We start from the raw sequence: 23,809 nt of genomic DNA, 5'->3' as shown, positions 1-23,809 counted from the left end.
CACGCTGTCTATTGCTCCAAATGCTTCGCATTGGCCCTGGAAAAAATATACCACACTAGGCGCCAAATGAGAGTCGAAAAATTCTATAAGTTTAGAGATTCACAAGGAAAATTGACGAAATCGATTGGAATCGGTACTATTTCACAGGGAGGCGTTAAAACATGAAAATTTTGCTATTGCTTGGTTGTATCGTGATGTTTTTAGCCGTAGCTCTGGGAGCGTTCGGCGCACACGCATTGAAAAAGAGACTTTCCGTAGACATGATGAGCATATTCCAGACAGGAATTCAATATCAAATCGCTCACGGACTGGGTTTGCTGCTGCTTGGAGTTCTTGCTGACAGCCTTGTCCATTCTTCTCTCATCGTTACCGCAGGCTGGGTTATGCTGGTGGGTATTCTCCTGTTCTCCGGCAGTCTGTATGCCCTTAGTATATCTGGTGTGAAAAAGCTTGGGGCAATCACCCCCATTGGCGGGTTGGCTTTTTTGGCAAGCTGGGTCATTGTGATCGTGGCGGTTGTGCAAGGTTAAACAAGGATAAAGGAACAGAGACTTGGAAAAGGAGGCGCTTCCAAGTCTCTCGAATTATTGACATAGCATTCCTGAGTATATGAAAGAATACATTATTTCGTCTGCACTTGTTGCGCCTTCTGAGCGGCTATCCGATGACCTTCGATATAACGTCTCGATTCTGCCATCTCATGCTCCTGAGCAGCTTCCATAATAATATGAACCCCCGGCTTGTACTGCTCCAGCAGTTCCATGTAGAGGGCATAGTTCATGTCACCAAAACCTGGCGGCACCGTCTCAATTTCACCTGACGATGACAACCGCCGGTCTTTGGCATGCGCTGCGATAATCCGAGGGCCCAGCAGTTGGAAAGCTTCGCGGATGATCTCATCCTGCTGCGCCAGATTTTCCGTTTTCAGCAGATTACCCGGATCAATCACAACACCGATGTGTGAAGAAGGTACTTCCTCCAGAAAGGCAGCCAACTCTACGGCAGTTCCGACCAAGTGATCGTTTGCAGCTTCCAATCCTACGAATACGCCCCACTTCTCCGCTTCATCTGCTAATTCACGCACTACTTCCCTTACAACTCTCCAGTCACGTTCCGTATAGGCGGTACCATCCTCATTACGTCCGACTTCGGCTGCAACCATTGGTGCTCCTAACAGACCCGCATATCGTATCAGCTCTTTGAAGCGCTCTACATTTTCACGCAGCAATTCCTCATCCTGTATAAAAAAATGTAAATAGCACCCGAGCACCGATATGGATACACCATGCTTACGAAATTCTTCTGCGATAGACAGTGCCAATCCCGGATTGAACTTACCCGGTTTATTAAAATCCACATCACTGATCGCTCTCCACGGAGCCAGCTGAACATGAGTAAAGCCCGCTGCGCCTACCTTTGCAGCCAATTCACGATAAGGCAACTTGCCAAACAAATGTGCCAATACACCTACTGTCACTAAAAATCACCTCTTATTATTATTGTTGTATGCTACTTGTTACCGTACTCTGCTCCAAGGTCTCATTGATGATGTACGTAATCCGTTCCACTTCATCATGAATAAAAAAGTGTCCTCCCTCAAAGGTAAACATACGAAATTGCTGATCCGTATGGTGTGCCCATGCCTCCGCATCTTGTAAGGTCACCGTGTTATCGGTCATTCCTGTCAAAGCGGTGATAGGACAATGTAAAGGTGCGGCTTTAGCCATGTACCTATACAACTCGACAGCTTTGAAATCCGCTCTTAACACCGGCATAAAATAGTCGTATAATTCCCGATTGTCAAAAATCGCTTCCGAAAGCTGACCGTACCGCTGCAAATGCGTCCTGAACTGATCTGCGGGCAGATCGTGTAACCACGGGGAATTTCTTGGGACATGCGGTGCCCGTCCACCCGAAACGAACAGATGAGCAGGCTTGCCATATCCACCGTCCACCAGCTTGTAGTACAGCTCGAATGAGATCATCGTCCCCATACTGTGGCCGTATATGGCATAAGGATCGCCGGGGGCTATCTCTTCGCTGATCTTCTGCAACAGATCCTCGCTCATCTCCTCAATGCTTTCCTTTAGTGGTTCCCCAGAACGAATACCTCTGCCCGCTAATTCCAGTGGAACAAGCTTAATCTGCGGAAGCAGCAACTTTTTCCATTTGAAGCTGACCGACGCCGATCCGCCTGCATACGGGATGAAAAATAATGTGATAGGTGCCATTCTTGCAACCTCCTGCCTTGCTAAGTTCTAACTTTTTCATTTTAGCATAAAAAGGTATATTTACCCATTTCAAATATTTTGCAAATTCCAGAAGAAAGGTTGAGAAAATCAAGCACATTTTATATAAGGCAGGAAATGTCTTTCTAAAGAAAGAACGGCTCTATGTTTGAATATAATCATGTGTTGGGTCTTTTATTTTTTCAAATCGAAAGGAGTTCTGCGCCATGAAGTACGGTTTTTTCGATGATGTCAATCAAGAATATGTCATCCACACCCCTCAAACCCCTTATCCCTGGATTAATTATTTAGGTAATGAACGATTTTTTGGACTGATCTCCAATACAAGTGGCGGCTATGCATTTTACCGGGATGCTCGCTTACGTCGCTTAACACGTTACCGGTACAACAATATTCCTGTCGATAACGGTGGTCGTTATTTTTATATTTATGATGATGGGGATTATTGGACTCCAGGTTGGATGCCAGTCAAACGGGAGCTGGAGCAGTATGAATGCCGCCATGGACTTGGCTATACCTCAATTATGGGAGAACGCAGCGGTATTCGGGCCACCCAGCTGGCTTTTGTGCCCCTTTCCTTTGACGGCGAGGTCCATCAGGTTAAGCTTCAGAACACATCGTTACAAACCAAAAAGATCAAACTCTTTTCATTCGTGGAATTTTGTCTGTGGAACGCCTATGACGATATGACCAACTACCAGCGCAACTTGAACACCGGCGAGGTTGAAATACAAGACTCTGTCATTTATCACAAAACGGAATACCGTGAACGTCGCAATCACTATGCTTTTTTCTCTGCTAATCGTCCGCTAGCGGGTTATGATACAGACCGTGAAGCTTTTCTGGGGCTCTACAACGGATTAGATCAGCCTCAATCGGTCGCCGCTGGGCAAGCCTCGAACTCTATTGCCAGCGGATGGTCCCCTGTCGGATCACATTGCATTGAGGTAACGCTGGAGCCAGGCGAAGAAACAAGCTGTAACTTTATACTCGGTTATGTGGAAAATCCCGAGGAAGAAAAATGGGAGTCGCCCGGTGTTATTAATAAAAAACAAGCACATGCCATGATTAAGCAGTTTGCGGATGAAGCTGATGTAGAACGAGCGTTGAGTGAGCTGCGGACCTATTGGAATAATCTGCTGTCCAAGTATACCCTTCAAAGCCACGACGACAAGCTGAACCGAATGGTAAACATATGGAACCCTTATCAGTGTATGGTTACGTTCAATATGTCGCGTTCCGCCTCGTATTTTGAATCTGGTATCGGGCGTGGAATGGGCTTCCGGGATTCGAATCAGGACTTGCTCGGCTTCGTCCACCAAATACCGGAGCGGGCAAGAGAACGGATTATCGACATCGCCTCTACTCAATTTGAAAACGGCGGAGCTTATCATCAGTACCAACCGTTAACCAAAAAAGGAAATCACGAGGTTGGCGGTGGCTTTAACGACGATCCGTTGTGGCTTATTGTCGGTACCGCAGCGTACATCAAAGAAACGGGAGACTTTGGCATACTGGATGAACAAGTGCCCTTTGACGGAAATGTAGAGCGTACGGCTACGCTGTTTGAACATTTGAAGCGTTCTTTTTACCACGTTGTGGGTAATCTGGGCCCGCATGGTCTTCCACTCATTGGCCGGGCTGACTGGAACGACTGTCTGAATCTCAACTGTTTTTCTGCTACACCAGATGAGTCCTATCAGACAACTCAGAATCTGGAGGGTCGAATAGCCGAATCCGTGTTCATCGCCGGACTATTTGTATATACGGGACCGGATTTTATTGAGCTTTGCAAGCGCAGAGGACTGGATGAAGAAGCAGCAACCGCTCAGGCATATGTGGATCGTATGCGAACAGCCACATTGGAGCATGGTTTTGACGGGGAATGGTTCTTACGTGCTTATGACCATTATGGAGACAAAATAGGGAGCAAGGATTGTGAGGAAGGCCAAATTTTCATTGAACCTCAAGGCTTCTGTGTCATGGCAGGAATTGGCGTTGAAGAAGGTCTAGCTCAAAAAGCTCTCGATTCTACACGTGATCGTTTAGAAACTCCCTACGGCATTGTGCTGCAAAATCCACCGTATTCTCGCTATTACATCAATCTGGGCGAAATCTCATCTTACCCTCCCGGGTATAAGGAAAATGCCGGTATTTTCTGTCACAATAACCCTTGGATTATGATGGCGGAAGCCGTAATAGGACGTGGGGATCGCGCTTTCGAGCTATATAGCAAAATTGCCCCCGCCTATCTAGAGGACATTAGCGACATTCACCGCACTGAGCCGTATGTGTACGCTCAAATGATTGCGGGCAAAGATGCTGTTCGTGCAGGCGAAGCCAAAAATTCCTGGCTGACGGGTACAGCGGCATGGAACTTTATAGCTATTACTCAATCCATTCTCGGTATTCAGCCCGAATGGGATGGTCTGCGTATTGATCCGTGCATTCCTACAGCCTGGGACGAATTCACAGTCACCCGCGTCTTCCGCGGTGATACCTACGTGATTCATATCACGAATCCACAGCATGTCTCCAAGGGTGTAGTTACTGTTACCTTAGATGGCACCGTCCTTACGAATAATATTCTGCCGGTTGCAGGGGACGGGGCTATCCACCAAGTAAAAGTGTTGCTAGGCTAACAAGTTCATGGCCTTCAAAAAAATTAGCTTCAACTTCATCACATAGTATCTTATAATACGAGAATGGCTAAAGATACATTAAGTGTGGTGACATCATGAACAAGACAAAACGGCTTACTCAAACCATGGATTACAAAACAAAGCAAGCCCGCTGGGTACGCAAAATGTTATTACTGTATTGGATGATTATAGCTGTACATTTTATCGTCCAGCTGGGCAGCTACTTATTTCTTGATTACTCCGCTTCGCCTTATGAATTTTACGTCGGAACCCTTATTGTTCCCACGCTAATCATGAGTGGTTCCAACTTACTGGCAGAGTTGGCTCATTTTAAATTTAACAGGTATTCTTTTGTGATCCTGTTTATGGCAAGTACCGTCATTTGCTGGATGATTATTCGCCTAAACTATGATATCCGGATTATTACAGCGTTGTGCTTGTTGCCTATTTTTTCTTCTATCCTGTTCTTCAATCGCCGCTTAATATGGCTTTCCTTTGTATTACAAGTAGTCGTCTTTTTTCTGTTGCTGGCAGTGGATGCATCATTTCGTACCTATTTGTCAGACTTTGATATCGTGGCGATTCCAACCTTTTTGATTATGTCCACCTTTATTGCTCTCATTATTCAGGCCAGCGGCCGCGATTTGTTAGTGGATTTGTATAAAACAAAGCGCGCGCAACAGGAATTAATGATCAGTAACGCGATTATCAGCAAAATGTCAATGACTGATGGTTTGACAAAGCTGTACAATCATTTGTCCTTTCAAAACTTTTATGAAAAAGCACTCGAATATGCCGAACAAGGCGCGATCATCCATCTGGCGTTAGTGGATATTGATAATTTCAAGAAGATCAATGATACTTACGGACACCAGTTCGGAGATAAAATTTTGGAAGGCATCTCGCAAATCATTACAGAACAGATTACCGCAAATGACATTCCGGCTCGCTATGGCGGTGAGGAATTTGCTATTTTGATGTTCGAGCATACTTTCGAAGAAGCTTATCAGATCGTCGAAAACATCCGTCGTGAAGTGGAGAAAATGACCTTTCAGGAGAAATTGCAACTCGTTTCTGTAACCGTAAGCATTGGACTGAAAAGCTATACAGAGGAAATGAACAAAGATAAAGATGTATTTTTTCAGCAAGCAGATGACTATCTGTATCAAGCTAAGCGCTCCGGGAAAAACAAAATTGTTGCTCTTAATCATATCGCTTAATGTAAAAACACTTCATTTGATGAGACTCCGGCATGAGCTTGCCGGAGTCTTTTGAATATAGAGCTTAAAATTTAATAGAGTTGACAATTCCATAAGTTGAAACTAAAATTGTTACATATGTATTGGTTATTTACTTACAATAAATAAGTTCGAAGGAGATGGTTTTTTAAATGTCAACCCTCGTTATTGTCGTTCACCCTGATCTTGCGGAATCTCGCATTAACAAAAGATGGGTGCAAGAACTCAAGAAACAATCTGACGTGACCGTTCACAACCTGTATGAAGTATATCCTGATGAGCAAATCAATGTCGCCCAGGAGCAGGAACTGCTAGAGCAGCATGACCGTATCGTTCTGCAATTCCCTTTTTACTGGTACAGCACTCCTTCCCTACTGAAAAAATGGCTGGATAAGGTTCTAACCTACGGCTGGGCATATGGAAGCGAAGGTGGCAAGCTACAGGGCAAAGAGTTGTTGATCGCCTTGTCTGCTGCCAGCGTTGAGGAAAATTACCAACATGACGGACGGAACAGGTATACGATCGAAGAGCTGTTGAGACCTCTGGAAGCTACAGGCCATATGATTGGTGTCAAATTGCTCCCTTATTTCGTACAATATGGTGCTGCAGTTTTGACCGATGAGCAACTAGAGCAATCCGCACAAAAATACGCGCAAACGGTTATTTCTTAATTTTTTACTAGAAAGCCCCTTGGACGGCGCCTGCCATACCTGCTTTACAGCAGACGGCAGCTCCAGCCAAGGGGCTTTACTGATCGATTTACATCGTAACCAACGTACTGGTTACCTGTGCCATACTTTCTTTAATAATGTCGCAGCCCTTACGCAAGTTTTCCAAGCTTATCGTTAACGCTGGCATGATTTTAATTACCGTATCGTTACGCCCAGCACGTTCAATAATGAGTCCCCTACTAAAGCAGAGAGTCGCTACCTCCTTGGCGAACGCTTCTCCCAGATGGGATACATCAATTCCCCAGATTAGTCCCATGCCGCGAATTTCAATTAGAGGATCTATCGATTGGATATGTTCACGCAAGAACTGCTGAACAAAAGCCTCTTTTTCCTTCACTTGTGCTTCCAGCTCTACCGTATCTCTGAACTCCAGCGCAGCCTTTGCCCCGACAAAAGCAAGCTGATTTCCACGGAAGGTGCCGTTATGCTCACCTGGACTCCATATATCCAATTCTGGCTTGAGTAGCAACAGAGACATTGGCAAACCGTATCCACTGATCGATTTGGACAAAACAACCATATCAGGAACAATTCCCGCCCGCTCGAATGAGAAGAACGAACCAACTCGACCGCAACCGACTTGAATATCGTCAACAATGAGCAAAATATCATGGTCATCGCACAGCTGTCGCAAATCACGCAGCCATTCGGTATCTGCAATATGAATACCGCCTTCAGCCTGTACCGTTTCCAAAATGATCGCGGCAGGCTTTTCCACACCCGAGTGAGTGTCTGTTAAAAGCTGCTCCATATACAAAATGGTATCCATTCCGTTAAATGTGCTGTTATAAGGTATGAAGGTAACATTGTTCAGGGGAACCCCTGCGCTCTCTCGCATGGAGTTGTTGCTGGTAATAGATAAACTACCCAGCGACATTCCGTGGAACGCGCCCATAAAAGCGAAAATACCATTTCTGTTTTTCACCTTGCGTGCAAGTTTCAGTGCTGCTTCCACCGCATTGGTTCCGGTCGGTCCGCAAAATTGCAGCTTATAATTCAAGCCCTTGGGCTGGAGAATACGCTCTGAAAAAGACTCAATAAACTCTTGCTTAGCTGTCGTGTACATATCCAGACCATGCATAATCCGATCGGAACTTAAATAATCCAATATCCGGTTTTTCATAAAATCATTATTATGCCCATAGTTCAAAGCCCCTGCCCCAGCAAAAAAGTCAATATAACCCTTGCCTGCCTCCGTGTACAGTACATCGTTTTTAGCTTTGTTGAAAACAACTGGAAAACTTCTGCAATAGGATCTTACATTGGACTCCAGCGCTTCGAATGTGTTCATGATCTCTCGTCCTCCCGCTGACCTGATTTTAAAAAATACAAGCATGGAAAGCAAAAAAAATGTAAATATGTAATCTAAATGAGTAGACAGTCTGAATTCACACTGGGATATCCACACCAAAGAATCATAAGTATGATCACAAGAACAATTAAAGTACGAAAATTAAATACAGAGATAGCACATGAGAGTATGTTAGTAGAAGATTAAATAGTGGGTTTTTCTAAGAGGCCTATCAGAGGATGTCAACTCCTATGTAATAAAATACCATAATTTTCATTTAAGTCAATGCATGTTTCTGATGTGTTTTGTTAAATTTTTGTAATTTATCATCAATGGCTTGTAGTATATTGTTAAAAGAAAACGAAAAATGTCGTATTATAGTAATAAATCTCAAAAATAGTACATTTCCATATCAAATAGATATACATCTGGACTAATTGTCCACAGGATTGTCACAACAAACCTGATCTTTTGACAGACTGTCCAAAGGAGTTTACTCTATCAACAGGACCTGCCAAAAACTTGTTGTAAACATTGCAGTTATCCTAACTATTTGGCTCGAATTTGATAGAAAGATAAGGAAATATGATCATGTCTAATGTTTTAATTATTGAAGATGACAATATGTTGGGAGAGACCCTTTCCTTGTATTTAACAGGAGAAGACTACAACGTTACTCGAGTGGAACAAGCGTCTGAGGGTATTGCCCGGCTTGAGATCGTACAGCCCGATATTATTTTGCTGGATCTGCTGCTTCCAGATTTGGATGGGGTAAATCCCTGCCCACTCATACGCAAGCATACGGACGTGCCCATCATCGTGATTTCTACAGAAAACAACATATCAGAGCGTATTCGTACACTTACGTTGGGAGCAGATGATTATATTTGCAAGCCTTTTAGTATGCAAGAGCTAAAAGCACGGATGGAGGCTCTTTTCCGTCGTATTGAAATCACGCGCTTGCAAGGAAGAGGCAGAGCACCTGAACCTGAAACCGGCATTACTTTGGATCTAGCGAGAAGAATGATTACCGTTAACGGACAGAATGTGGAGACAACATATTCAGAATTTGAGCTCATGAAGCTTTTTTATTTGAACCGGGGAATTGTATTCAGCAGGTATGCTTTGATTCAGGCTCTCCGTGGCACAGACTCCTTTATTAATGAAAGGGCTGTGGACGTACATATTAACCATTTACGCAGAAAAATCGAAAAAGACCCTAAGAAACCGCAATTAATCAAGACCATCTGGGGAATCGGCTACAAATTTATGCAATAACACGGTCAGCTCCAGGGAAGTGATGACTTGATTTGGTTAATATCCTTCTGAACCGTGCTCAGATGCTTTTTCCAGTCTGGATACAGTGCTCCTGTTGAGGTTTCATTGCTGCGCTTCAATGCCTTTTCCAGCTCTATTACCTTTGCCAGCAACTCAGGCGCGCACAGGTTCCCCGTTCCTCCCTTAAGTGAGTGGATTAATCGAAGAGCAGAAGATAACTGCCCATTGTCCATTTTTCTCACAACTCTTTTATCGAGATACTGGTATTCCTGTATCCATTTATAAAGGGCAAATTGAAAAATATACACCTTGCCATCCATGCCTGCTATCGACTGCTCAGCGTGAATACCATGTAAATCTTGCAGCCACGCTAAATTAATCCAGCTAGTTAATACTCTAGCAGCGGTCAGTTCATGGACAGGCTTGAACAACACGGCATTAATACCAGCACGAAGACAAACTTCCTGTTCATGCTGCACAGCATCAGCGGTAAAAGCGATAATGGGAAGCCTGTTAAAAGCTTTGTTTCTCCGAATATGCCTCGCCGTCTCAAAACCATCCATCTCTGGCATATGCAAATCAAGCAGCACCATATCCCAGTAACGCAGTTCCAGTAACGCTATTAGTTCTCTTCCGTTCGTGACCATCGTTACCTCAAAGTTACGCTCTGCTAAAAACTCGGTAATCACCACCTGGTTAATTTCGTTATCCTCTGCTATGAGAATTTGATACTTCTGTGTTGTATCCCCTATCTCATTGTGGGAACTCATCGTCGCATGAGTCTCCAGAGTATTACCATCTGCTGGCACTGACTGTTCCTTCTTCCAGCAGAGAACCTCCAGCAGAGCGTTTCGGGTAACGGGCTTGGACAAAAAGGCATCCACACTATGATTCATGTCCCCTGCAGCTATTGTTTCCATCTGAAACACGGTTGTAAGTCCAATAATCTGAGTTATCTGCCTATCCAGCATTTGAAGCCACTGCCTCCGGGAGTCCAGTTCTCTCAAACCTTCCATCCCCATATCGATGATAACATAATCAAAATGCTCACCCTTTTGAAAAGCGTCCACACTTTCTTGGAAGGATGAATTAGTGAATGTTTTTAATCCCAAGTCTTGCAGTAGTTCGTTCAAGCTGTATCTCACCAGTTCATGCTGCGCAACAATTAAGGCTTTGCCTTTGATTTGTTTTTCTATTCGTGTGCTTCCTGCATTCAATTCCCCATTTTCCAGCTCGACATTAAAGTAAAATTGACTGTACTCTCCTAATCGACTTTTCACCTCTACTTTCCCGCCCATAGCTTCAGCCAAATGCTTGCTAATGGCCAAACCCAGCCCAGAGCCCCCATATCTGCGGCTGGTTGATGTACTCGCCTGGATAAAAGGGACGAATAGCTTGTCTATACACGTCTCGGAAATTCCTATGCCCGTATCTTCTACCATAAAAGAAACGCCTACTCGCCCTTCCTGCTGACTTAGCATTTTTACCTGTAACAATACATGTCCCTGATCCGTAAACTTGATGGCGTTGGTCAGAAGATTTGAAAGCACCTGCTCCATTCGAAGCGGGTCTCCCTTAAAGCTTTTCGGTAACGCCGGGTCCGTTATAAATACGACCTCTATTTCCTTATCTTCAAGTAAAGTTCCAACGGTATCTGCGAGATGCCGAAGCATTTTTTCCGGCTCGAATTCTACCTTTTCCAGTTCCAGACTGCCGGCTTCCATTTTGGAAAAGTCCAATACGTTACTGAGCATGGATGAAAGGGTACGAGAGGAAGCGAGAAGCTTGTGGAGGTAATCTCTTTGAACGGCAGTCAGTTCAGTCTTATTTAACAGCTTTGACAGACCGATGATTCCATTCAGCGGGGTGCGAATTTCGTGACTCATATGAGCCAAAAAAGTGCTTTTCGCACGGTTAGCCTCGTCCATCTCCTTTCGCTTCTGCTCAGAGGCTTTATACTCTGTAATATCCAACACGTGACCGATAACATGCCTGGTATTCCCGTCCTCCCTAACCGGATGTAAGGTAATGAGAGCCGAATATTCCCAAAACTCCAATTCAAATACGGTCCGATCACCGAACCAGGCCTGTTTGTAGTATTGACTTAGCTGCTCCATCGTTTCAGAGGAAAGCTCCAAAATGTCCCCGAGACGCTTCACATGCTCCCTTTTATTGTAGTTGACTTGTAGATTCAGACCCACGCGCTCCAGCAATTCACCTTCAAGCAGCCTATAATAAAATTCATCACCACTTTTCTCCAGCCTAAAGGTAAAGCCAGGTTGAACCCGAAGTAAATTCAGCAGGTCACGATCTTTGTCTAACAAACGTTGTCCATATGAATACTTAGCGGTGGTTAAAGCGTGCACAAACAGCGTCATGAACATTAGACCCATCCCCAGCTCCAGCACGCAGGTCAGCAGTGTTTTATCACTTATGCCAAAATATAAGAACAGAATTCCTGCCACTCCATAAAAAACACCTGTAATCGCCTGACGAACAAGCTGCCGCTGAAAAATCAAAACTAACAATAATATCAAGATAGCATATAGCACTAAATCTCGAACCAAGTGTTCGCCCCCTTATAATCTTCCATGTTTTGTGAGATATCGAAAATATAAAAAAACTCAGGACAGATTCCTTATGCCATAAGGCTTAAAGAACTGTCCCGAGCATTCATTGTACTATACATTCCATAGGGTTCAAGTTCATTTTAATATTTGAAACGACTGATCATTACCTTCAAATCAGCAGCCATCGTTGAAAGCAACTGTGCAGAAGCTGATATTTCCTCCATGGAAGCCAGTTGCTCTTGTGAGGAGGCAGCAACTTCCTCAGATGTGGCGGCATTACCAGTTGCAATCGTCGCCAGCTCGTTGGCTGTCGCTGCAATTTCTTGTACACTGGCTGATATTTGCTGTGCAATCGCAGCGACCTCCTCTACCTGAGGCGTTGTCTCTCGAATGCCTTCCATCGCATGACCCAGCTTGACAATGGTTGCTTTGGAAATCTGCAGTCCATCCTGCACCTCAGTCGTGACCCTGTCCATCGTCTTCACTGTTGTTTCGGTTTCATGCTGAATTTCGGCAATCAAGGTGGCAATCTGTGTGGCGGATGTCTGAGACTGCTCTGCCAGCTTACGCACCTCATCAGCAACGACGGCAAAGCCTTTTCCATGATCACCCGCTCTGGCTGCCTCAATAGCTGCATTCAATGCCAGCAGGTTTGTCTGATTGGAGATATCACCGATAACTTTCGTAATTTCACCGATTTCATGAGAGCGGGCTTGCAAGGTTTGAATCATCTGGTTGGAACGCTCTACTGATTGATGAATGGAATTCATTTGCTCGCCTGTCTGCTCAACAGACTTTCGTCCTTCCTCGGCTTGCAAGGCAGATCGTTTGGCCAAATCAGCTACCAAAATCGATCGTTCAGCAATTTGGGTGATCCCTTGTGCAATTTCATCCAGGGCCACCGAATTATTTTCCAGCCCTGTAGTCTGCTTCTCTGCACCACTGGCAATTTCTTGCACAGCCTGGGACACCTGCTCACTTGCAGCACTGGTTTGTTCCGCGCTTATTGTGAGTTCATTCGAAGAAATTGCGACATGATCTGCACTGTTCCCTACGTTCTGAATGACAGATCGCAGGTTATTCTGCATATTTTGAAAAGCCACTCCTAATTCTCCGATCTCGTCCTCGCTCTTTACTTGAATGTCCTGTGTTAGATCTCCGGCGCTCACATTTACCGCTTGTTCTTTTAACTTTAAAATCGGTTTGATGATGGAACGAATCAGGAAATAAACAATGATAATACCAATCACAAGACAACCGACGATGGTTAGTAAAGTGCTGATCAAAATCGGGCCTGCTGCTTCATCGACTTCAGACAAATACAGCGTTCCGCCTATCTTCCAGCCAGTCAGCTTGTTAGTTGCATAGTTCATATATTTGGACTGGCCTTCATACTTATACTCGTATTCACCAGTATCGCTCTGAAACATGCGTGATTCAATATCTGTAATTTTGGTGCCTGCTTCCTTCGTCGGATGTACAATGTAGGTATGGTTGCTGTCCAGCAATATGGCATAACCTTCATGACCTACTTTAATATTGTTCAACGTCTCTTTAATACCACTAATTTTCAGGTCAATGCCAATAACACCCGATCCATCTGACGTTGCCCGGGACACCGTAACCGTCATTTGCTTCGAGCTTGCCGAAAGATAGGGAGAACTAATCGCTGTCTTTGCTTGCTCTTTTATCGCTTCATCGTACCAAGGTCTGACCCGTGGATCATAATTGTCCGGTAATTGCTTCTGTGGATAGGTTATAAATTTACCATCCTTCGTACCATAAGAGATGGATTCTGCTTCAGGATGAAGTGCAGCATATTGCTTAAAAAACTCTTCCAGTTTGGCCGCTTGTTCCTCCGTCTCTACCCGATTGCCTTTTAGTCTTTCTGCAAAATATTCTGCGTCATGTACCTTGGGTTCGATAGTACTATCAATAATAAAATTAGTGCGGATGATAGCCTGCTCGGCACTTTCTTCAATCTGGTTTCGAATCTGCTGACTGGCGCTCACAAACGACAAAGCCCCCACGATCATGGACGGTAAAATCAGAAAGGCAATAAAGGCGACCATTAGCTTCGTTTTAAAATTTTTGCTGAGCATCCTTGCGACTAGCCACTTTTTTCCTGATAACTTCTTCATTAATAAACATCTCCATTTCATTACCTAGATTTCCTAACCTATGGTGAACCTCTTCGTCTTGCCGATGATGACAATCACCCGACAGACTCTCTTTCACATTTTTCACATCTGCTGCTAAAACGCTTGGACATAAAAGATATAAACACGCTAGTTAAATAGGTATATGTACTTATTTTCGAAAACAGCAAGGCTGGTCGGAACCGGTTCTTTGATATAATATACCTAAAAAATATTAAAAAAAATGCGTAGCACATGTTAAGAAAATATTAGTTTCATTTCACTATACCTACCTCTTAACATGAAAATAATCCCCTTGAAGGTAGCAAACATAGGGTCATTTTCGATAATCACCATATGCTTACTACCCCCAAGGGGATTAGGTTTGATCGCTTTATTCAGTTCAATCCAACAACACCTTCAGATCTTCAAGCCTGGTAACAGGTGCCTGACAGGTAAAATGCTCACACACATATACGGCTGGTTTGCCTTCCACAAGATCGTAATCACGGATATAAGAAACCGTCTCTGCAATCTCCGACTGTCCTTCATCCTTCAAAATAACGACCGTATTCGGCCTGAACCCAGCTCGAACTGCCTGAATGAACTGTACGGTCTGCAGATCGTCCCTATGACCTACAATCACAATCTCCTTCGTCGTTCCCGTCGCATACAACAACGCGCTGAGTAACGCGGAGTGGCCTGACGGGTAATGAGCAACCATACCGCCAAAAGCCTTAAACTGCTTGGCTGCATAGTTCTCTAATTGAGATTCACCCGTTAGCCGCGCAAGCCTCACAAAATTATAGGCCGCGATGCTGTTACCCGACGGAATCGCACCGTCATAGATTTCTTTAGGCTTGGCAATTAGCTGCTCACTATCTGACCCATAAAAGAATAATCCGTCCCGTTCCTCATCCCAGAACAAATCGATCATATTTTGATTGAGCGTCAACGCCCGTTGCAGATACTCTATATCGAAGGTCGCCTGGTATAACTCGATCAAGCCCCACACATAAAAAGCATAATCATCTACATAACCGGGATAAGCTGCTTCTCCGTCCCGATAACGTGCCAACAGCCGTCCGTTCTCCTGTCTCAAATGGTTCCACAAAAACGTCTCAGCCTTCCGAGCTTGCTCTGTATATCTCGTGTCTCCAAAAGCTTGTCCCGCCTTCGCCAGAGCAGCAATCATCAACCCGTTCCACGAGGTCAAAATCTTGTCATCCTTGTGAGGATGAACACGTTGCTCTCTGGCAGCAAACAGCTTGGCGCGTAGCTCACTAACCCGCTGCTCCAGTTCCTGCTCAGTCAAGTCATGCTTGATCCCATAGGCTTCCAGATTGATATCAATCAGGTTTGGAATGTTGTGGCCTTCAAAATTTCCGTAAGGTGTAATTCCATACAAATCGTTGAAAAAGGCGGCATCCTCATCGCCTAGTACAGCCCTTACCTCAGAGTCGTCCCAGACGTAGAATCTCCCCTCTTCTCCTTCGGAATCCGCATCCTCCGCCGAATAAAAGGCACCATCTGCATCCGTCATGTCTCTTGCGATATATGTAAAGATTTGTTCTGTAATCCGTCGGTACAGTTCCTTGCCTGTCACCTGCCAAGCCTCTGTATACGCGATGGCCAACAGAGCATTGTCATACAGCATTTTTTCAAAATGCGGCACCAACCATTTCTCGTCCACGGAGTATCGTGAGAACCCCATGCCTATATGGTCGTAGATTCCGCCCCGGGACATCGCATCCAGCGTCTTCTCTGCCATTTCCAGTGCCTGTTGATTTCCCGTATGCTGTGCATATCGCAGCAAAAAAGACAGGTTATGCGGAGAAGGAAACTTAGGAGCTTCCCCGAAGCCGCCATATTCCTTATCGAAGGTGTGGCTGTATTCATGGAAAGCTTTATTCAAGCTCTGTTCATCCAGTTCACCGCGATAACCTGCAAGCAAGTCCTGCCGCTCATGCTCGGTAAGCACCTGCTCACTCAGCTCCACCAGCTCTTCGGGCTGTTCTTTCCACCGGGTACCCACCTTGTCCAGCAGCTCCAACAGTCCGACACGGCCAAATTTCTGCTCCTTGGGCAAATACGTCCCCGCAAAAAAAGGCTTCTGATCCGGCGTCATCAATATCGTCAGTGGCCAGCCTCCATGCCCCGTCATCGTCTGGCAGATGGACATATAGATATGATCCACATCCGGACGTTCTTCACGATCCACCTTAATGGATACGTAATCCCTGTTTAATACCTCAGCTACTTCTTCATCCTCGAAAGATTCTCTCCCCATTACATGGCACCAATGGCAAGTTGATTTAAGCCTCACTAGGAATAGCCTACTGACAAAAATACAGGTTTACCCTCCCGAGAGGCTTTTTGAAAGGCTTCGGGCCCCCAAGCCATCCAATCAACTGGGTTATAAGCATGCTGCAGTAGATATGGAGACTTTTCATTTATTAAGCGGTTAGCCTTCCGTTCCTTGCCTTCAATAAACTCTCTCATCGTTAAACCTCCCAAAGGCTTGTATTCATTCTTACACTTTCAATATAACCATTTCATAACAAAACTAAAAGACCTCAAACGAGGTCTTGTGGATTGAATTTATAGAATAACTCATTGTATACCTTGTTGGCTGCTTTAATCGCTTCTTATGAGGGCTGGTTCAGAACGGTTGCTGTTATGTTATTTCCATGACTCCGGTACTTCAAAATCTTTTGCCCTTCATCATTGAAACTTATTTCTGGAGGGGGATTGTCTTCGTTCTCATGATGTACTATTTCTTTAGCTCCCACACGCCCCTCCTCCTTCTACTATAATTTTCAAATCAAGTGCAAGTTTATAAAATGCTCCCCATCTGATTTTCCTGTATGTTGGCTCACTGATCGGTGGCTGAAACACAAAACTGTACCCCTTTGATCTGTAATGTAATCATATTCCTTTGTCATGTACCGCGACTCAATCAGAAAACTTTCCATCTTGGGCATACGCTTCACAGCTCTTCCCACCCGTTTACAATATTCCTCGCGATACGCTTGAGAATCTACATTATATATAGCTATATTAGCTGTCTGATCGCTAGTAACATTCGTCGGGCTACTACGCGGTATGTCGCTATATGCGGCTGTCGTGCCAGCTTCTCGTTCTTCAACACTGAGGTACTTGTATATCCTGTATTTCTCCAACGCGGCTTCAACAGCAGCCTGCGTCCGCTGATAGTACTTCTGCAGGAGTTAAAATATCTCGTGCCCTATTATTCATGAAGACATCTCCCTTGATGTAATTTATTGATCATCAAGATTCTATCGTTTTTAAACAATTAGGTCGAGAATAAAACTATTTCACCCCTTCGCTTTACACTTCATTACTGTAGTTCTTTGACTAGCTTGCCGATATGGGCCGGAGCCGTCAAACCTTCACTCTCAGTCAGCGTACCATCCGCATCCAACTTAATAGCCAACTGGTCGTATTCACCCGTGCCTGTGGGCACGACAGGGTTGCCGTATGCGTGTGGATCATCAAAGCTAACTACTCTACCAGTGGGGCTATATTTAAGGGCCTCAGCCTCGGTATTTAACACCTTAAAAATATTATCCGAACCAAGATACCCATATCCGCCATTACGTACTGCGCTTGCCTCTGTACTCATTACAAAACACTTCCTCTTCTTATTTATATTGTGAAAACAATAAGAGCAGCGCATATACGCCACTCTCATTCATCCTTAATTTAGGTGCACGGTGTGGGAATTGAACCCACGCCCTTTAGGATTGCTTCACGACACTTGCACCACTCCTTAGACTTTTAGACTTGTGGAAAGGATCGACCTTCTTCATCTCAAAGCGATGGCAGGTATCACGACACCAATGACTGCACCTAACCACGCCCGTGGACATCTCAAGTAATACCTAACAGTCTCGTTCACAGTCACTCACTCTCCTTTTTTACGAGCGTAATCAAGACCGCCTGCATACTCCTTACCATCAACAATGAGTCGAACTTGCACTGATCTGCTTATAATGTTTGGTGCGATCTTGTAATGTTGCATTAGCCATTCACTGTGCTCGTCAATGATGCCAGTGAACTCGCTCATGACTCAGATCTCCTTTTTGTCTTCAGACAACAAAAAAAGCCCCTCATATTTTTGAGGTGCTCGGACGATTCCGTTTATTTAAAATCAACCACGTGGAAAATTATCAATTTATTTTTACAACTACAACTATGTCATTATAATCTCCATCATTCATATAATCATCAAATCCGATATGCAAATCATGTCCGTCTGAACTTTCTATTTTCATTTTACTCTGAATCCATTCCCCATTAGGAATCGGAGCAGGATAAAAAGAGAAACCCGCGAGGTAGTACGTTGCATCATGATCAGTTCGTTGAATACTCTCATTACTTGGAAAATTATCGGTACTGAGATATTCTTTTATGTTGATGTGATTAAAATCATAGATGGCGAGTCCTTGTGGCCGGTCTGCATTTACAGTATATTCGAATTCCGCTTTTTTATCTTTTGGTATAGTAATTATACTGTACTTACCTCTCTCCAAGTCATGAATAGTGTGGGGGAAAACATCTGCCATGATAAAACAACTCCTTCGTATGTTATTTAGTAAGTATGTGGAGTTTGGGGCTGCTTATTCATTAACCACGGTCAAGTTATCGGTCATACACATCAACTTACAATCGGGCCCGCCTGTGCTCTACCATTAAGCTAACCGTGCATAATACTGATATTGAAGAAACTAAAAAGGTCGGCACGATAGCCGACCTCCTCACTGCATTTAAATAACTATAATGTGATTATTACAGTTCTCCTCGTGAAGTGCCTATACGAACTGAAAGCTCGCCCTCCATGTATGCTTTACCCGAGGAAAGAGATACATAATACTTATTAGCACCAGGCCAAGCGCTTGAGCTAATTTCACTGTAAGTGCGACCAGGTTCTACAGTTCCAGACAACATTTGTGTACCTGTTTCTGAGCCTCTGTTTACCGAAAATTTAATTGGCTGCTTACCGTCATTACGTATCCATACTTTAACATAGCCATAACCTGAGGGTATATCGAAATTTTCTGTAAGTTCTGTGTTGCGGAGAGTTCTATCAACCACCGATTTAGTGGCATAAGGAGTAATAACATGATCTCCCGCCTTTGGTGTATTCACATCGGTCGATGTGTTTGCAGATTGGGAAACTGCTGTTGAGTCAGTTGCAGCTGGTGCAACATCCGTAGCTGCTGCTGAAGCAGATAATGGAATTGCAAGAGCTAGAGACAAAACAGATACTACAGAAGCTTTTTTAATGTTCTTCATACTCATAAGCCCACTTTCTTTGATTTTTTATCCTGTGTACTTTATCAATCAACTAGTATGTATAGAAACTATTAGAGTATTCATGATCGATAAAGTTTTTACAGGTAATAATGACATTTACATTATAAGTCTTTTATTGTAATTATTCAACAAAAAAATGGGTTTTGATTCCATGTTAGCAGAAGCCCGGATTTGAACCAGGACGTGGGGATCTGACCCCCGCAGTGCACCTCGCATTCTGCATCAAACCCCGCCAGACCGCACGAACGCGTTTCGTACAGCCTGGGCTTACAGGTAATGATATAAGCTTTGTTGGAATCCGGTACTTGCTTACGCGCCCGGCTGCGCTCCTGATCCACTCTTTAGCGGCTAGGATCACCATGCATGAGGAATGCGCTCGTCAGACGCACATTAGCAAGAATGGAGTAATGTTTATGTGGTCAAGGGATATATAGCACGCCTAGCGCCTTTCGGCTCCCTCCTGCCTTATGTATTGCCCCACAAGGAATAGAATGCCCGCTTGTCCTACCCTTGGTCTTATAGCAAGGGGCTAACTGGTGTCGCTCGTCTTACGCCTACCACCGTCAAACAGGTATATTGGCGTGTCGGGTGCTGCTCTCTCTTTGTTTTCCATGTTATAAGAATACACTATTGAAAATCTAATGATTTATAGTTACTTCGAATAATTAACAAAAAATTATTAATTATTTTTCTAAACGTTATATTGTGTCATTACAATTGGTAAGGTGTCTTGTTATGGATAATACTTCATACATAATAAAATACGTCGCTCTTTATCTTCGAAAAAACCGCGGAGAAGAAGATACAGATCTTGAAAAGCACCGCTTCGTCTTGAGAAAGATATGTGTGAAGCATGGATGGAAGTATGTTGAATACGTTGAAATAGCCAGTTCTGAAACAATAGAGTACAGACCTAAATTTAAGAGTTTGCTGTCTGACGTCGAGGAAGGTATTTATGATGCTGTTCTTGTAGTTGATTATCAGCGTCTTGGCAGAGGGGAACTTGAGGATCAAGGAAAGATAAAACGTATCTTCCGTGATAGTGAGACGTACATAGTCACACCTGAAAAAATATATAACCTCGTTGATGATACTGACGATCTGCTTGTGGATGTAAGAGGACTACTTGCTCGTCAGGAATATAAGATAACTACGAAAAATTTGCAACGCGGAAAGAAAGTCGGAGCAAGGCTTGGCAAATGGACAAATGGACCGGCTCCTCTCCCTTTTGTTTATGTTGCAGCAATAAAAGGGCTTGATGTCGTTCCTAAAAAAATGTTATCTACCAAGAAATGAAATCCAGGATTTTTGGAGGTAAAAGCTTAGAAACAATTGGCTGGGATTTTAATAGACGTAGCATTCCCGGTCCCGGACCTAAAAATGGATTATGGCACTCAAATACGATACAGGGAAAATAAATTCGAACAAAACAAAAGGATCTGGTCACAAAAAAGAAATCTCAACCACTGGTTATCAACCCACGAGAAGAATGGGGCATTGTAGAAAACTGTCATGCCGCTGTAAAAACTGAGGAAGAACACATGAAATTATTAGCCATGTTAGAGAAAAATAAAGGCAGGGACATATGCCCTGTCTGGCCTAGTGTTTTGTGGGAAATGAAAGAAAATGATGCGTTATAATCTGATGGTTATACCACTAACTCACTTAAGGCCTGTAATAAATACGACCACTTGGGCAACTATTGTAACAACAGTGGCGTGAAGGTTAATGTCCTTACTGACTTTATAGATTGGGAGATAGCCGATTACGAACAGAGAATTATTGATAGTGATAATTACATAAACACTGATGTAATCGAAAAGTTAGAGAATATACACGAGAAGAGTATGAGGAGCGTAAAGTTAAACGGCAACAAGAAGTATCTGCTCTCGAATCCGAATTAGCGGTCCATCGTTATGAGGTAAACTACGACAGCAGAGAGAAGAATAAAGAACGGATGAAATTAATAAAGTCATTTAAAGACATTTGGTCTTCTGAATCTGCAACTGAAAATGATAAGAATATGATTGCAAAAATGATCATCTCTAGAATAGAGTATATCTACGATAAAGGTACGAACAATCTGAATGTATCTATTCAATTTAACTAAACCCTTATTCAGTAAGGGTTTTTCTTTTGAAGCTTAAGCAAACGTGACACCAATGGCAAGTGGAATAGCCGACAGATAGGAAAATGGGCTTGTTATTACGCTTAGCAATTTCAAAAGCCTCATCTGACCAAGGGAACCAATTTACTGGATTGTGAGCATGCTGTAGCAAAAAGTGATTTTTCCTTGGCTAGTCTATTCGGTTTGCTGCTCGTTGTCATGGGACATCACCACTTCCGTAGTTGTAGGTATGAAAAAGCACTGATGGATATTCTCCATCAGTGCTTTATTTACTGTAATCGTACCTTATTAGAGTTTAGCATTATACTCATTAGAATTTATATCAAATATCTCCAGAGCTTTCAGTAAGGCGTATTCACTTGTTCTAGCCCCTTCTTTTGAAAAATGCGCATCCGGAAACGCGGGAGACATATGATGGTACCCGGGATAGACATGTAATTCCACTAAGACACCATCAAAGGCCAGTTGTTTTGCAAAAACTAAGGCCTCATCAATGAATAAATCAAGGGTACCTATATTTATATAAGTCGGTGGTAATCCGGCCAATGACTTAGCACGGGCCGGCACATAATACTCACTTACCTCCTCCTGACCCGGTTCATCCCCCAATACAGATTTCCAGCCAAAATAGTTGCTTTGTTTTGTCCAAATAAACTCTCCTGAGTATGGATGCTCTGGTGCGGTGCTTGTGCGATCATCTAGCATTGGCCTCATTAATCTTAGATGATGGATTTCGAATTCCTTCTGATCACGAATGTACAAGGCTAGGCCAGCCGCCAATCCGCCGCCAGCGCTGCTGCCCCCTACGGCAACTTTCTGAGTATCTATCCCTAACTCTTCCGCATGTTCAATACACCATTTTAGGCCCGAATAACAATCCTGTAACTGACTTGGCTGTACATGCTCTGGTGCTAGGCGATAGTACACAGATACACAACAAAAACCATGTTGTGAAGCAAGAGATGCATTAGCAGGACGATCCACGACTGGACTTCCTAAGACCATCCCGCCTCCGTGTATCGAATAATATAGAGGCATCTTATGATGCTTTGATTGTGAGGGCTTAATGATTTCTATTTGAATATCTGGACCCCTAAAATAGCTTGGCACAACCTTTTTTTCTAATGTAATAGGGAACATCTGCGTTACATCTATTTGTTGCATCATTTGAGATTGATTTTTACGTGCTTCCATTAGTGTAGATTCGGTAAGGTCGGTTATTGGTATTAAATCAACTGCACTGATAATTTCTGGATCAATCAGATGTCTACTTCTACTTCTTTGCTCCCCCATAGTAATCGTTTCCCCGCTTTCTTGTTTTAAAGACAATGAATCAATACATATTTCAATTGTTGCTGTCGTTTATATTCATATTTTAAAGATTAAAATAAGCTTTATAAATGAAAACAACGATTTAGAATCATTTTTGGCATAAAAACAATAATAAAAAAATGAAGTACAGCCTTTGAAATAGAATGGGTCTGTTGGATCATTGAGGGAGGGTGAGCGGAATTTTGGGATCAAGAACGGTATGTAAAAAGTTCAAGAGAGAAAATGAAATGCCAAAAACGTATTTCGGAATCTGGATGTGGGAGATAATGCGAGAACACACATCAAACCTTTTACCAAATAAAAAAGACGTGACCGGATTGGTCGTTCACAGCGATCATCCGATCACGCCCTAAGCTCACCACGTTATGAGGCCAAAATTAAATTCATTTATGCGGGTAGAGTACCACGCCACTTTACAAACTAGGTATTTTTATGTGAATAAACTATTTTCTTAATGGTTTCGGTAGAGAGGAAAAACTCCTTAGCTAATTGCTCGATACTGCTGCTATTTTGAAAAGCATTTCTGATTGCGGCATTTCGCTGTTCAAGCAACCTTCTCCCGCCACTCAAACTGCCCCAATTCATATATTCCGTTTTTGGCTTGGGAATATACAGAGTCTCTCCTTGAACATATTTTTGAATTTCCATAATTAGTTTTTGAGGTAAAACTTTTGTAGCATTCGTATATTTCAATTTTGCTCGCCCCTTATTTTGATTCTTTAAAATAAGGTGCAAAGCCAAAAATATTAAAAAAGCTTGTTCAGCGTTAAAAATTGTTTCGCCCCATACAAAGTAACGCTTTCCTAATAATTGGCTTTGCATGAGTGTAAGAAGTCACAGACAATCCCAATAGATTCTCCATCAGTAGGCAC

At 43.4% G+C, this 23,809-nt stretch carries 20 protein-coding genes and 1 pseudogene; 6 read left to right on the top strand and 15 right to left on the bottom strand.

Annotated features, from left to right (window positions below; genetic code table 11):
- Window positions 1–161: 161 nt before the first annotated feature.
- Window positions 162–530, top strand: coding sequence for a DUF423 domain-containing protein (locus MKY24_RS12215; RefSeq protein ID WP_013310289.1), 369 nt, complete (start codon window positions 162–164; stop codon window positions 528–530).
- A 92-nt stretch (window positions 531–622) separates the two neighbouring features.
- Here the strand turns inward: MKY24_RS12215 and MKY24_RS12210 are convergent, their stop codons facing one another.
- Both MKY24_RS12210 and MKY24_RS12205 read right to left on the bottom strand, forming a co-directional pair.
- Complete coding sequence (locus tag MKY24_RS12210) at window positions 623–1,477, bottom strand: sugar phosphate isomerase/epimerase (protein WP_068939447.1); 855 nt, start codon at window positions 1,475–1,477, stop codon at window positions 623–625.
- A 19-nt stretch (window positions 1,478–1,496) separates the two neighbouring features.
- Window positions 1,497–2,231 (bottom strand): alpha/beta fold hydrolase, encoded by a 735-nt coding sequence (locus MKY24_RS12205; RefSeq protein ID WP_339202095.1) that lies wholly within the window; start codon window positions 2,229–2,231, stop codon window positions 1,497–1,499.
- A 224-nt stretch (window positions 2,232–2,455) separates the two neighbouring features.
- Between MKY24_RS12205 and MKY24_RS12200 the strand changes: the two genes are divergently transcribed.
- The 3 genes from MKY24_RS12200 to MKY24_RS12190 all read left to right on the top strand — a co-directional run bounded on the left by MKY24_RS12200 (window position 2,456) and on the right by MKY24_RS12190 (window position 6,800).
- Window positions 2,456–4,891, top strand: coding sequence for a glycosyl transferase (locus MKY24_RS12200; protein WP_254349161.1), 2,436 nt, complete (start codon window positions 2,456–2,458; stop codon window positions 4,889–4,891).
- A gap of 95 nt (window positions 4,892–4,986) precedes the next feature.
- Complete coding sequence (locus MKY24_RS12195; protein WP_023988537.1) at window positions 4,987–6,111, top strand: GGDEF domain-containing protein; 1,125 nt, start codon at window positions 4,987–4,989, stop codon at window positions 6,109–6,111.
- Between the two features lie 170 nt (window positions 6,112–6,281).
- Window positions 6,282–6,800 carry an NAD(P)H-dependent oxidoreductase gene (locus tag MKY24_RS12190; protein ID WP_013310283.1) on the top strand — a complete coding sequence of 173 codons (519 nt, stop codon included), beginning with the start codon at window positions 6,282–6,284 and terminating at the stop codon, window positions 6,798–6,800.
- 88 nt (window positions 6,801–6,888) lie between these two features.
- Here MKY24_RS12190 and ectB read toward each other — a convergent pair whose 3' ends face one another.
- A complete protein-coding gene (ectB, locus tag MKY24_RS12185) occupies window positions 6,889–8,151 on the bottom strand; it encodes a diaminobutyrate--2-oxoglutarate transaminase (RefSeq protein ID WP_023988535.1) in 1,263 nt (420 codons plus the stop codon).
- A gap of 591 nt (window positions 8,152–8,742) precedes the next feature.
- On the opposite strand from ectB, the gene MKY24_RS12180 reads away from it, so the two are divergent.
- Complete coding sequence (locus tag MKY24_RS12180; protein WP_023988534.1) at window positions 8,743–9,429, top strand: response regulator transcription factor; 687 nt, start codon at window positions 8,743–8,745, stop codon at window positions 9,427–9,429.
- Between the two features lie 5 nt (window positions 9,430–9,434).
- Here MKY24_RS12180 and MKY24_RS12175 read toward each other — a convergent pair whose 3' ends face one another.
- From MKY24_RS12175 to MKY24_RS12135, 9 genes and pseudogenes are all read right to left on the bottom strand, one after another.
- Window positions 9,435–11,996 (bottom strand): hybrid sensor histidine kinase/response regulator, encoded by a 2,562-nt coding sequence (locus MKY24_RS12175; protein ID WP_023988533.1) that lies wholly within the window; start codon window positions 11,994–11,996, stop codon window positions 9,435–9,437.
- Window positions 11,997–12,139: 143 nt separating this feature from the next.
- Window positions 12,140–14,140, bottom strand: coding sequence for a methyl-accepting chemotaxis protein (locus tag MKY24_RS12170; protein ID WP_053325403.1), 2,001 nt, complete (start codon window positions 14,138–14,140; stop codon window positions 12,140–12,142).
- A gap of 400 nt (window positions 14,141–14,540) precedes the next feature.
- Window positions 14,541–16,639: pseudogene (locus tag MKY24_RS12165) on the bottom strand (thioredoxin domain-containing protein).
- Between the two features lie 146 nt (window positions 16,640–16,785).
- Complete coding sequence (locus MKY24_RS12160; protein WP_155613673.1) at window positions 16,786–16,929, bottom strand: hypothetical protein; 144 nt, start codon at window positions 16,927–16,929, stop codon at window positions 16,786–16,788.
- Between the two features lie 27 nt (window positions 16,930–16,956).
- Complete coding sequence (locus MKY24_RS12155) at window positions 16,957–17,319, bottom strand: hypothetical protein (RefSeq protein ID WP_245240480.1); 363 nt, start codon at window positions 17,317–17,319, stop codon at window positions 16,957–16,959.
- Between the two features lie 179 nt (window positions 17,320–17,498).
- Entirely contained in the window at window positions 17,499–17,783 is a 285-nt protein-coding gene (locus tag MKY24_RS12150; protein WP_076295934.1) for a hypothetical protein, read from the bottom strand.
- Window positions 17,784–18,065: 282 nt separating this feature from the next.
- Window positions 18,066–18,227 carry a hypothetical protein gene (locus tag MKY24_RS12145; protein WP_155613672.1) on the bottom strand — a complete coding sequence of 54 codons (162 nt, stop codon included), beginning with the start codon at window positions 18,225–18,227 and terminating at the stop codon, window positions 18,066–18,068.
- 103 nt (window positions 18,228–18,330) lie between these two features.
- A complete protein-coding gene (locus tag MKY24_RS12140) occupies window positions 18,331–18,726 on the bottom strand; it encodes a hypothetical protein (RefSeq protein WP_339202088.1) in 396 nt (131 codons plus the stop codon).
- 223 nt (window positions 18,727–18,949) lie between these two features.
- Window positions 18,950–19,462 carry a hypothetical protein gene (locus MKY24_RS12135; protein WP_053325399.1) on the bottom strand — a complete coding sequence of 171 codons (513 nt, stop codon included), beginning with the start codon at window positions 19,460–19,462 and terminating at the stop codon, window positions 18,950–18,952.
- A gap of 750 nt (window positions 19,463–20,212) precedes the next feature.
- Here MKY24_RS12135 and MKY24_RS12130 point away from each other — a divergent pair.
- Window positions 20,213–20,773: a recombinase family protein gene (locus tag MKY24_RS12130; RefSeq protein ID WP_339202085.1), complete on the top strand. Its 561-nt coding sequence runs from the start codon at window positions 20,213–20,215 to the stop codon at window positions 20,771–20,773.
- 818 nt (window positions 20,774–21,591) lie between these two features.
- Here MKY24_RS12130 and MKY24_RS12125 read toward each other — a convergent pair.
- From MKY24_RS12125 to MKY24_RS12115, 3 genes are all read right to left on the bottom strand, one after another.
- Entirely contained in the window at window positions 21,592–21,756 is a 165-nt protein-coding gene (locus MKY24_RS12125) for a DUF255 domain-containing protein (protein WP_081047469.1), read from the bottom strand.
- Window positions 21,757–21,893: 137 nt separating this feature from the next.
- A complete protein-coding gene (locus MKY24_RS12120; protein ID WP_053325397.1) occupies window positions 21,894–22,898 on the bottom strand; it encodes an alpha/beta hydrolase in 1,005 nt (334 codons plus the stop codon).
- 459 nt (window positions 22,899–23,357) lie between these two features.
- Window positions 23,358–23,630 (bottom strand): CD3324 family protein, encoded by a 273-nt coding sequence (locus MKY24_RS12115; protein ID WP_028541338.1) that lies wholly within the window; start codon window positions 23,628–23,630, stop codon window positions 23,358–23,360.
- Between the last annotated feature and the right edge of the window lie 179 nt (window positions 23,631–23,809).

Source organism: Paenibacillus sp. FSL P2-0322, assembly GCF_037975315.1.
Classification (GTDB): domain Bacteria; phylum Bacillota; class Bacilli; order Paenibacillales; family Paenibacillaceae; genus Paenibacillus; species Paenibacillus polymyxa_B.
The sequence above is the reverse complement of the archived record's forward strand: the minus strand, read 5'-3'. Positions and strand labels throughout refer to the sequence as shown.

Bases quoted from the DNA above. Each gene is read 5' to 3' on its own strand.
- MKY24_RS12140 (WP_339202088.1), bottom strand. From the start codon at position 18,726: ATGGCAGATGTTTTCCCCCACACTATTCATGACTTGGAGAGAGGTAAG.
- MKY24_RS12120 (WP_053325397.1), bottom strand. From the start codon at position 22,898: ATGGGGGAGCAAAGAAGTAGAAGTAGACATCTGATTGATCCAGAAATT.
- MKY24_RS12215 (WP_013310289.1), top strand. From the start codon at position 162: ATGAAAATTTTGCTATTGCTTGGTTGTATCGTGATGTTTTTAGCCGTA.
- MKY24_RS12200 (WP_254349161.1), top strand. From the start codon at position 2,456: ATGAAGTACGGTTTTTTCGATGATGTCAATCAAGAATATGTCATCCAC.
- MKY24_RS12145 (WP_155613672.1), bottom strand. From the start codon at position 18,227: ATGAGCGAGTTCACTGGCATCATTGACGAGCACAGTGAATGGCTAATG.
- ectB (WP_023988535.1), bottom strand. From the start codon at position 8,151: ATGAACACATTCGAAGCGCTGGAGTCCAATGTAAGATCCTATTGCAGA.
- MKY24_RS12180 (WP_023988534.1), top strand. From the start codon at position 8,743: ATGTCTAATGTTTTAATTATTGAAGATGACAATATGTTGGGAGAGACC.
- MKY24_RS12190 (WP_013310283.1), top strand. From the start codon at position 6,282: ATGTCAACCCTCGTTATTGTCGTTCACCCTGATCTTGCGGAATCTCGC.
- MKY24_RS12130 (WP_339202085.1), top strand. From the start codon at position 20,213: ATGGATAATACTTCATACATAATAAAATACGTCGCTCTTTATCTTCGA.
- MKY24_RS12150 (WP_076295934.1), bottom strand. From the start codon at position 17,783: ATGAGTACAGAGGCAAGCGCAGTACGTAATGGCGGATATGGGTATCTT.
- MKY24_RS12170 (WP_053325403.1), bottom strand. From the start codon at position 14,140: ATGAAGAAGTTATCAGGAAAAAAGTGGCTAGTCGCAAGGATGCTCAGC.
- MKY24_RS12205 (WP_339202095.1), bottom strand. From the start codon at position 2,231: ATGGCACCTATCACATTATTTTTCATCCCGTATGCAGGCGGATCGGCG.
- MKY24_RS12135 (WP_053325399.1), bottom strand. From the start codon at position 19,462: ATGAGTATGAAGAACATTAAAAAAGCTTCTGTAGTATCTGTTTTGTCT.
- MKY24_RS12195 (WP_023988537.1), top strand. From the start codon at position 4,987: ATGAACAAGACAAAACGGCTTACTCAAACCATGGATTACAAAACAAAG.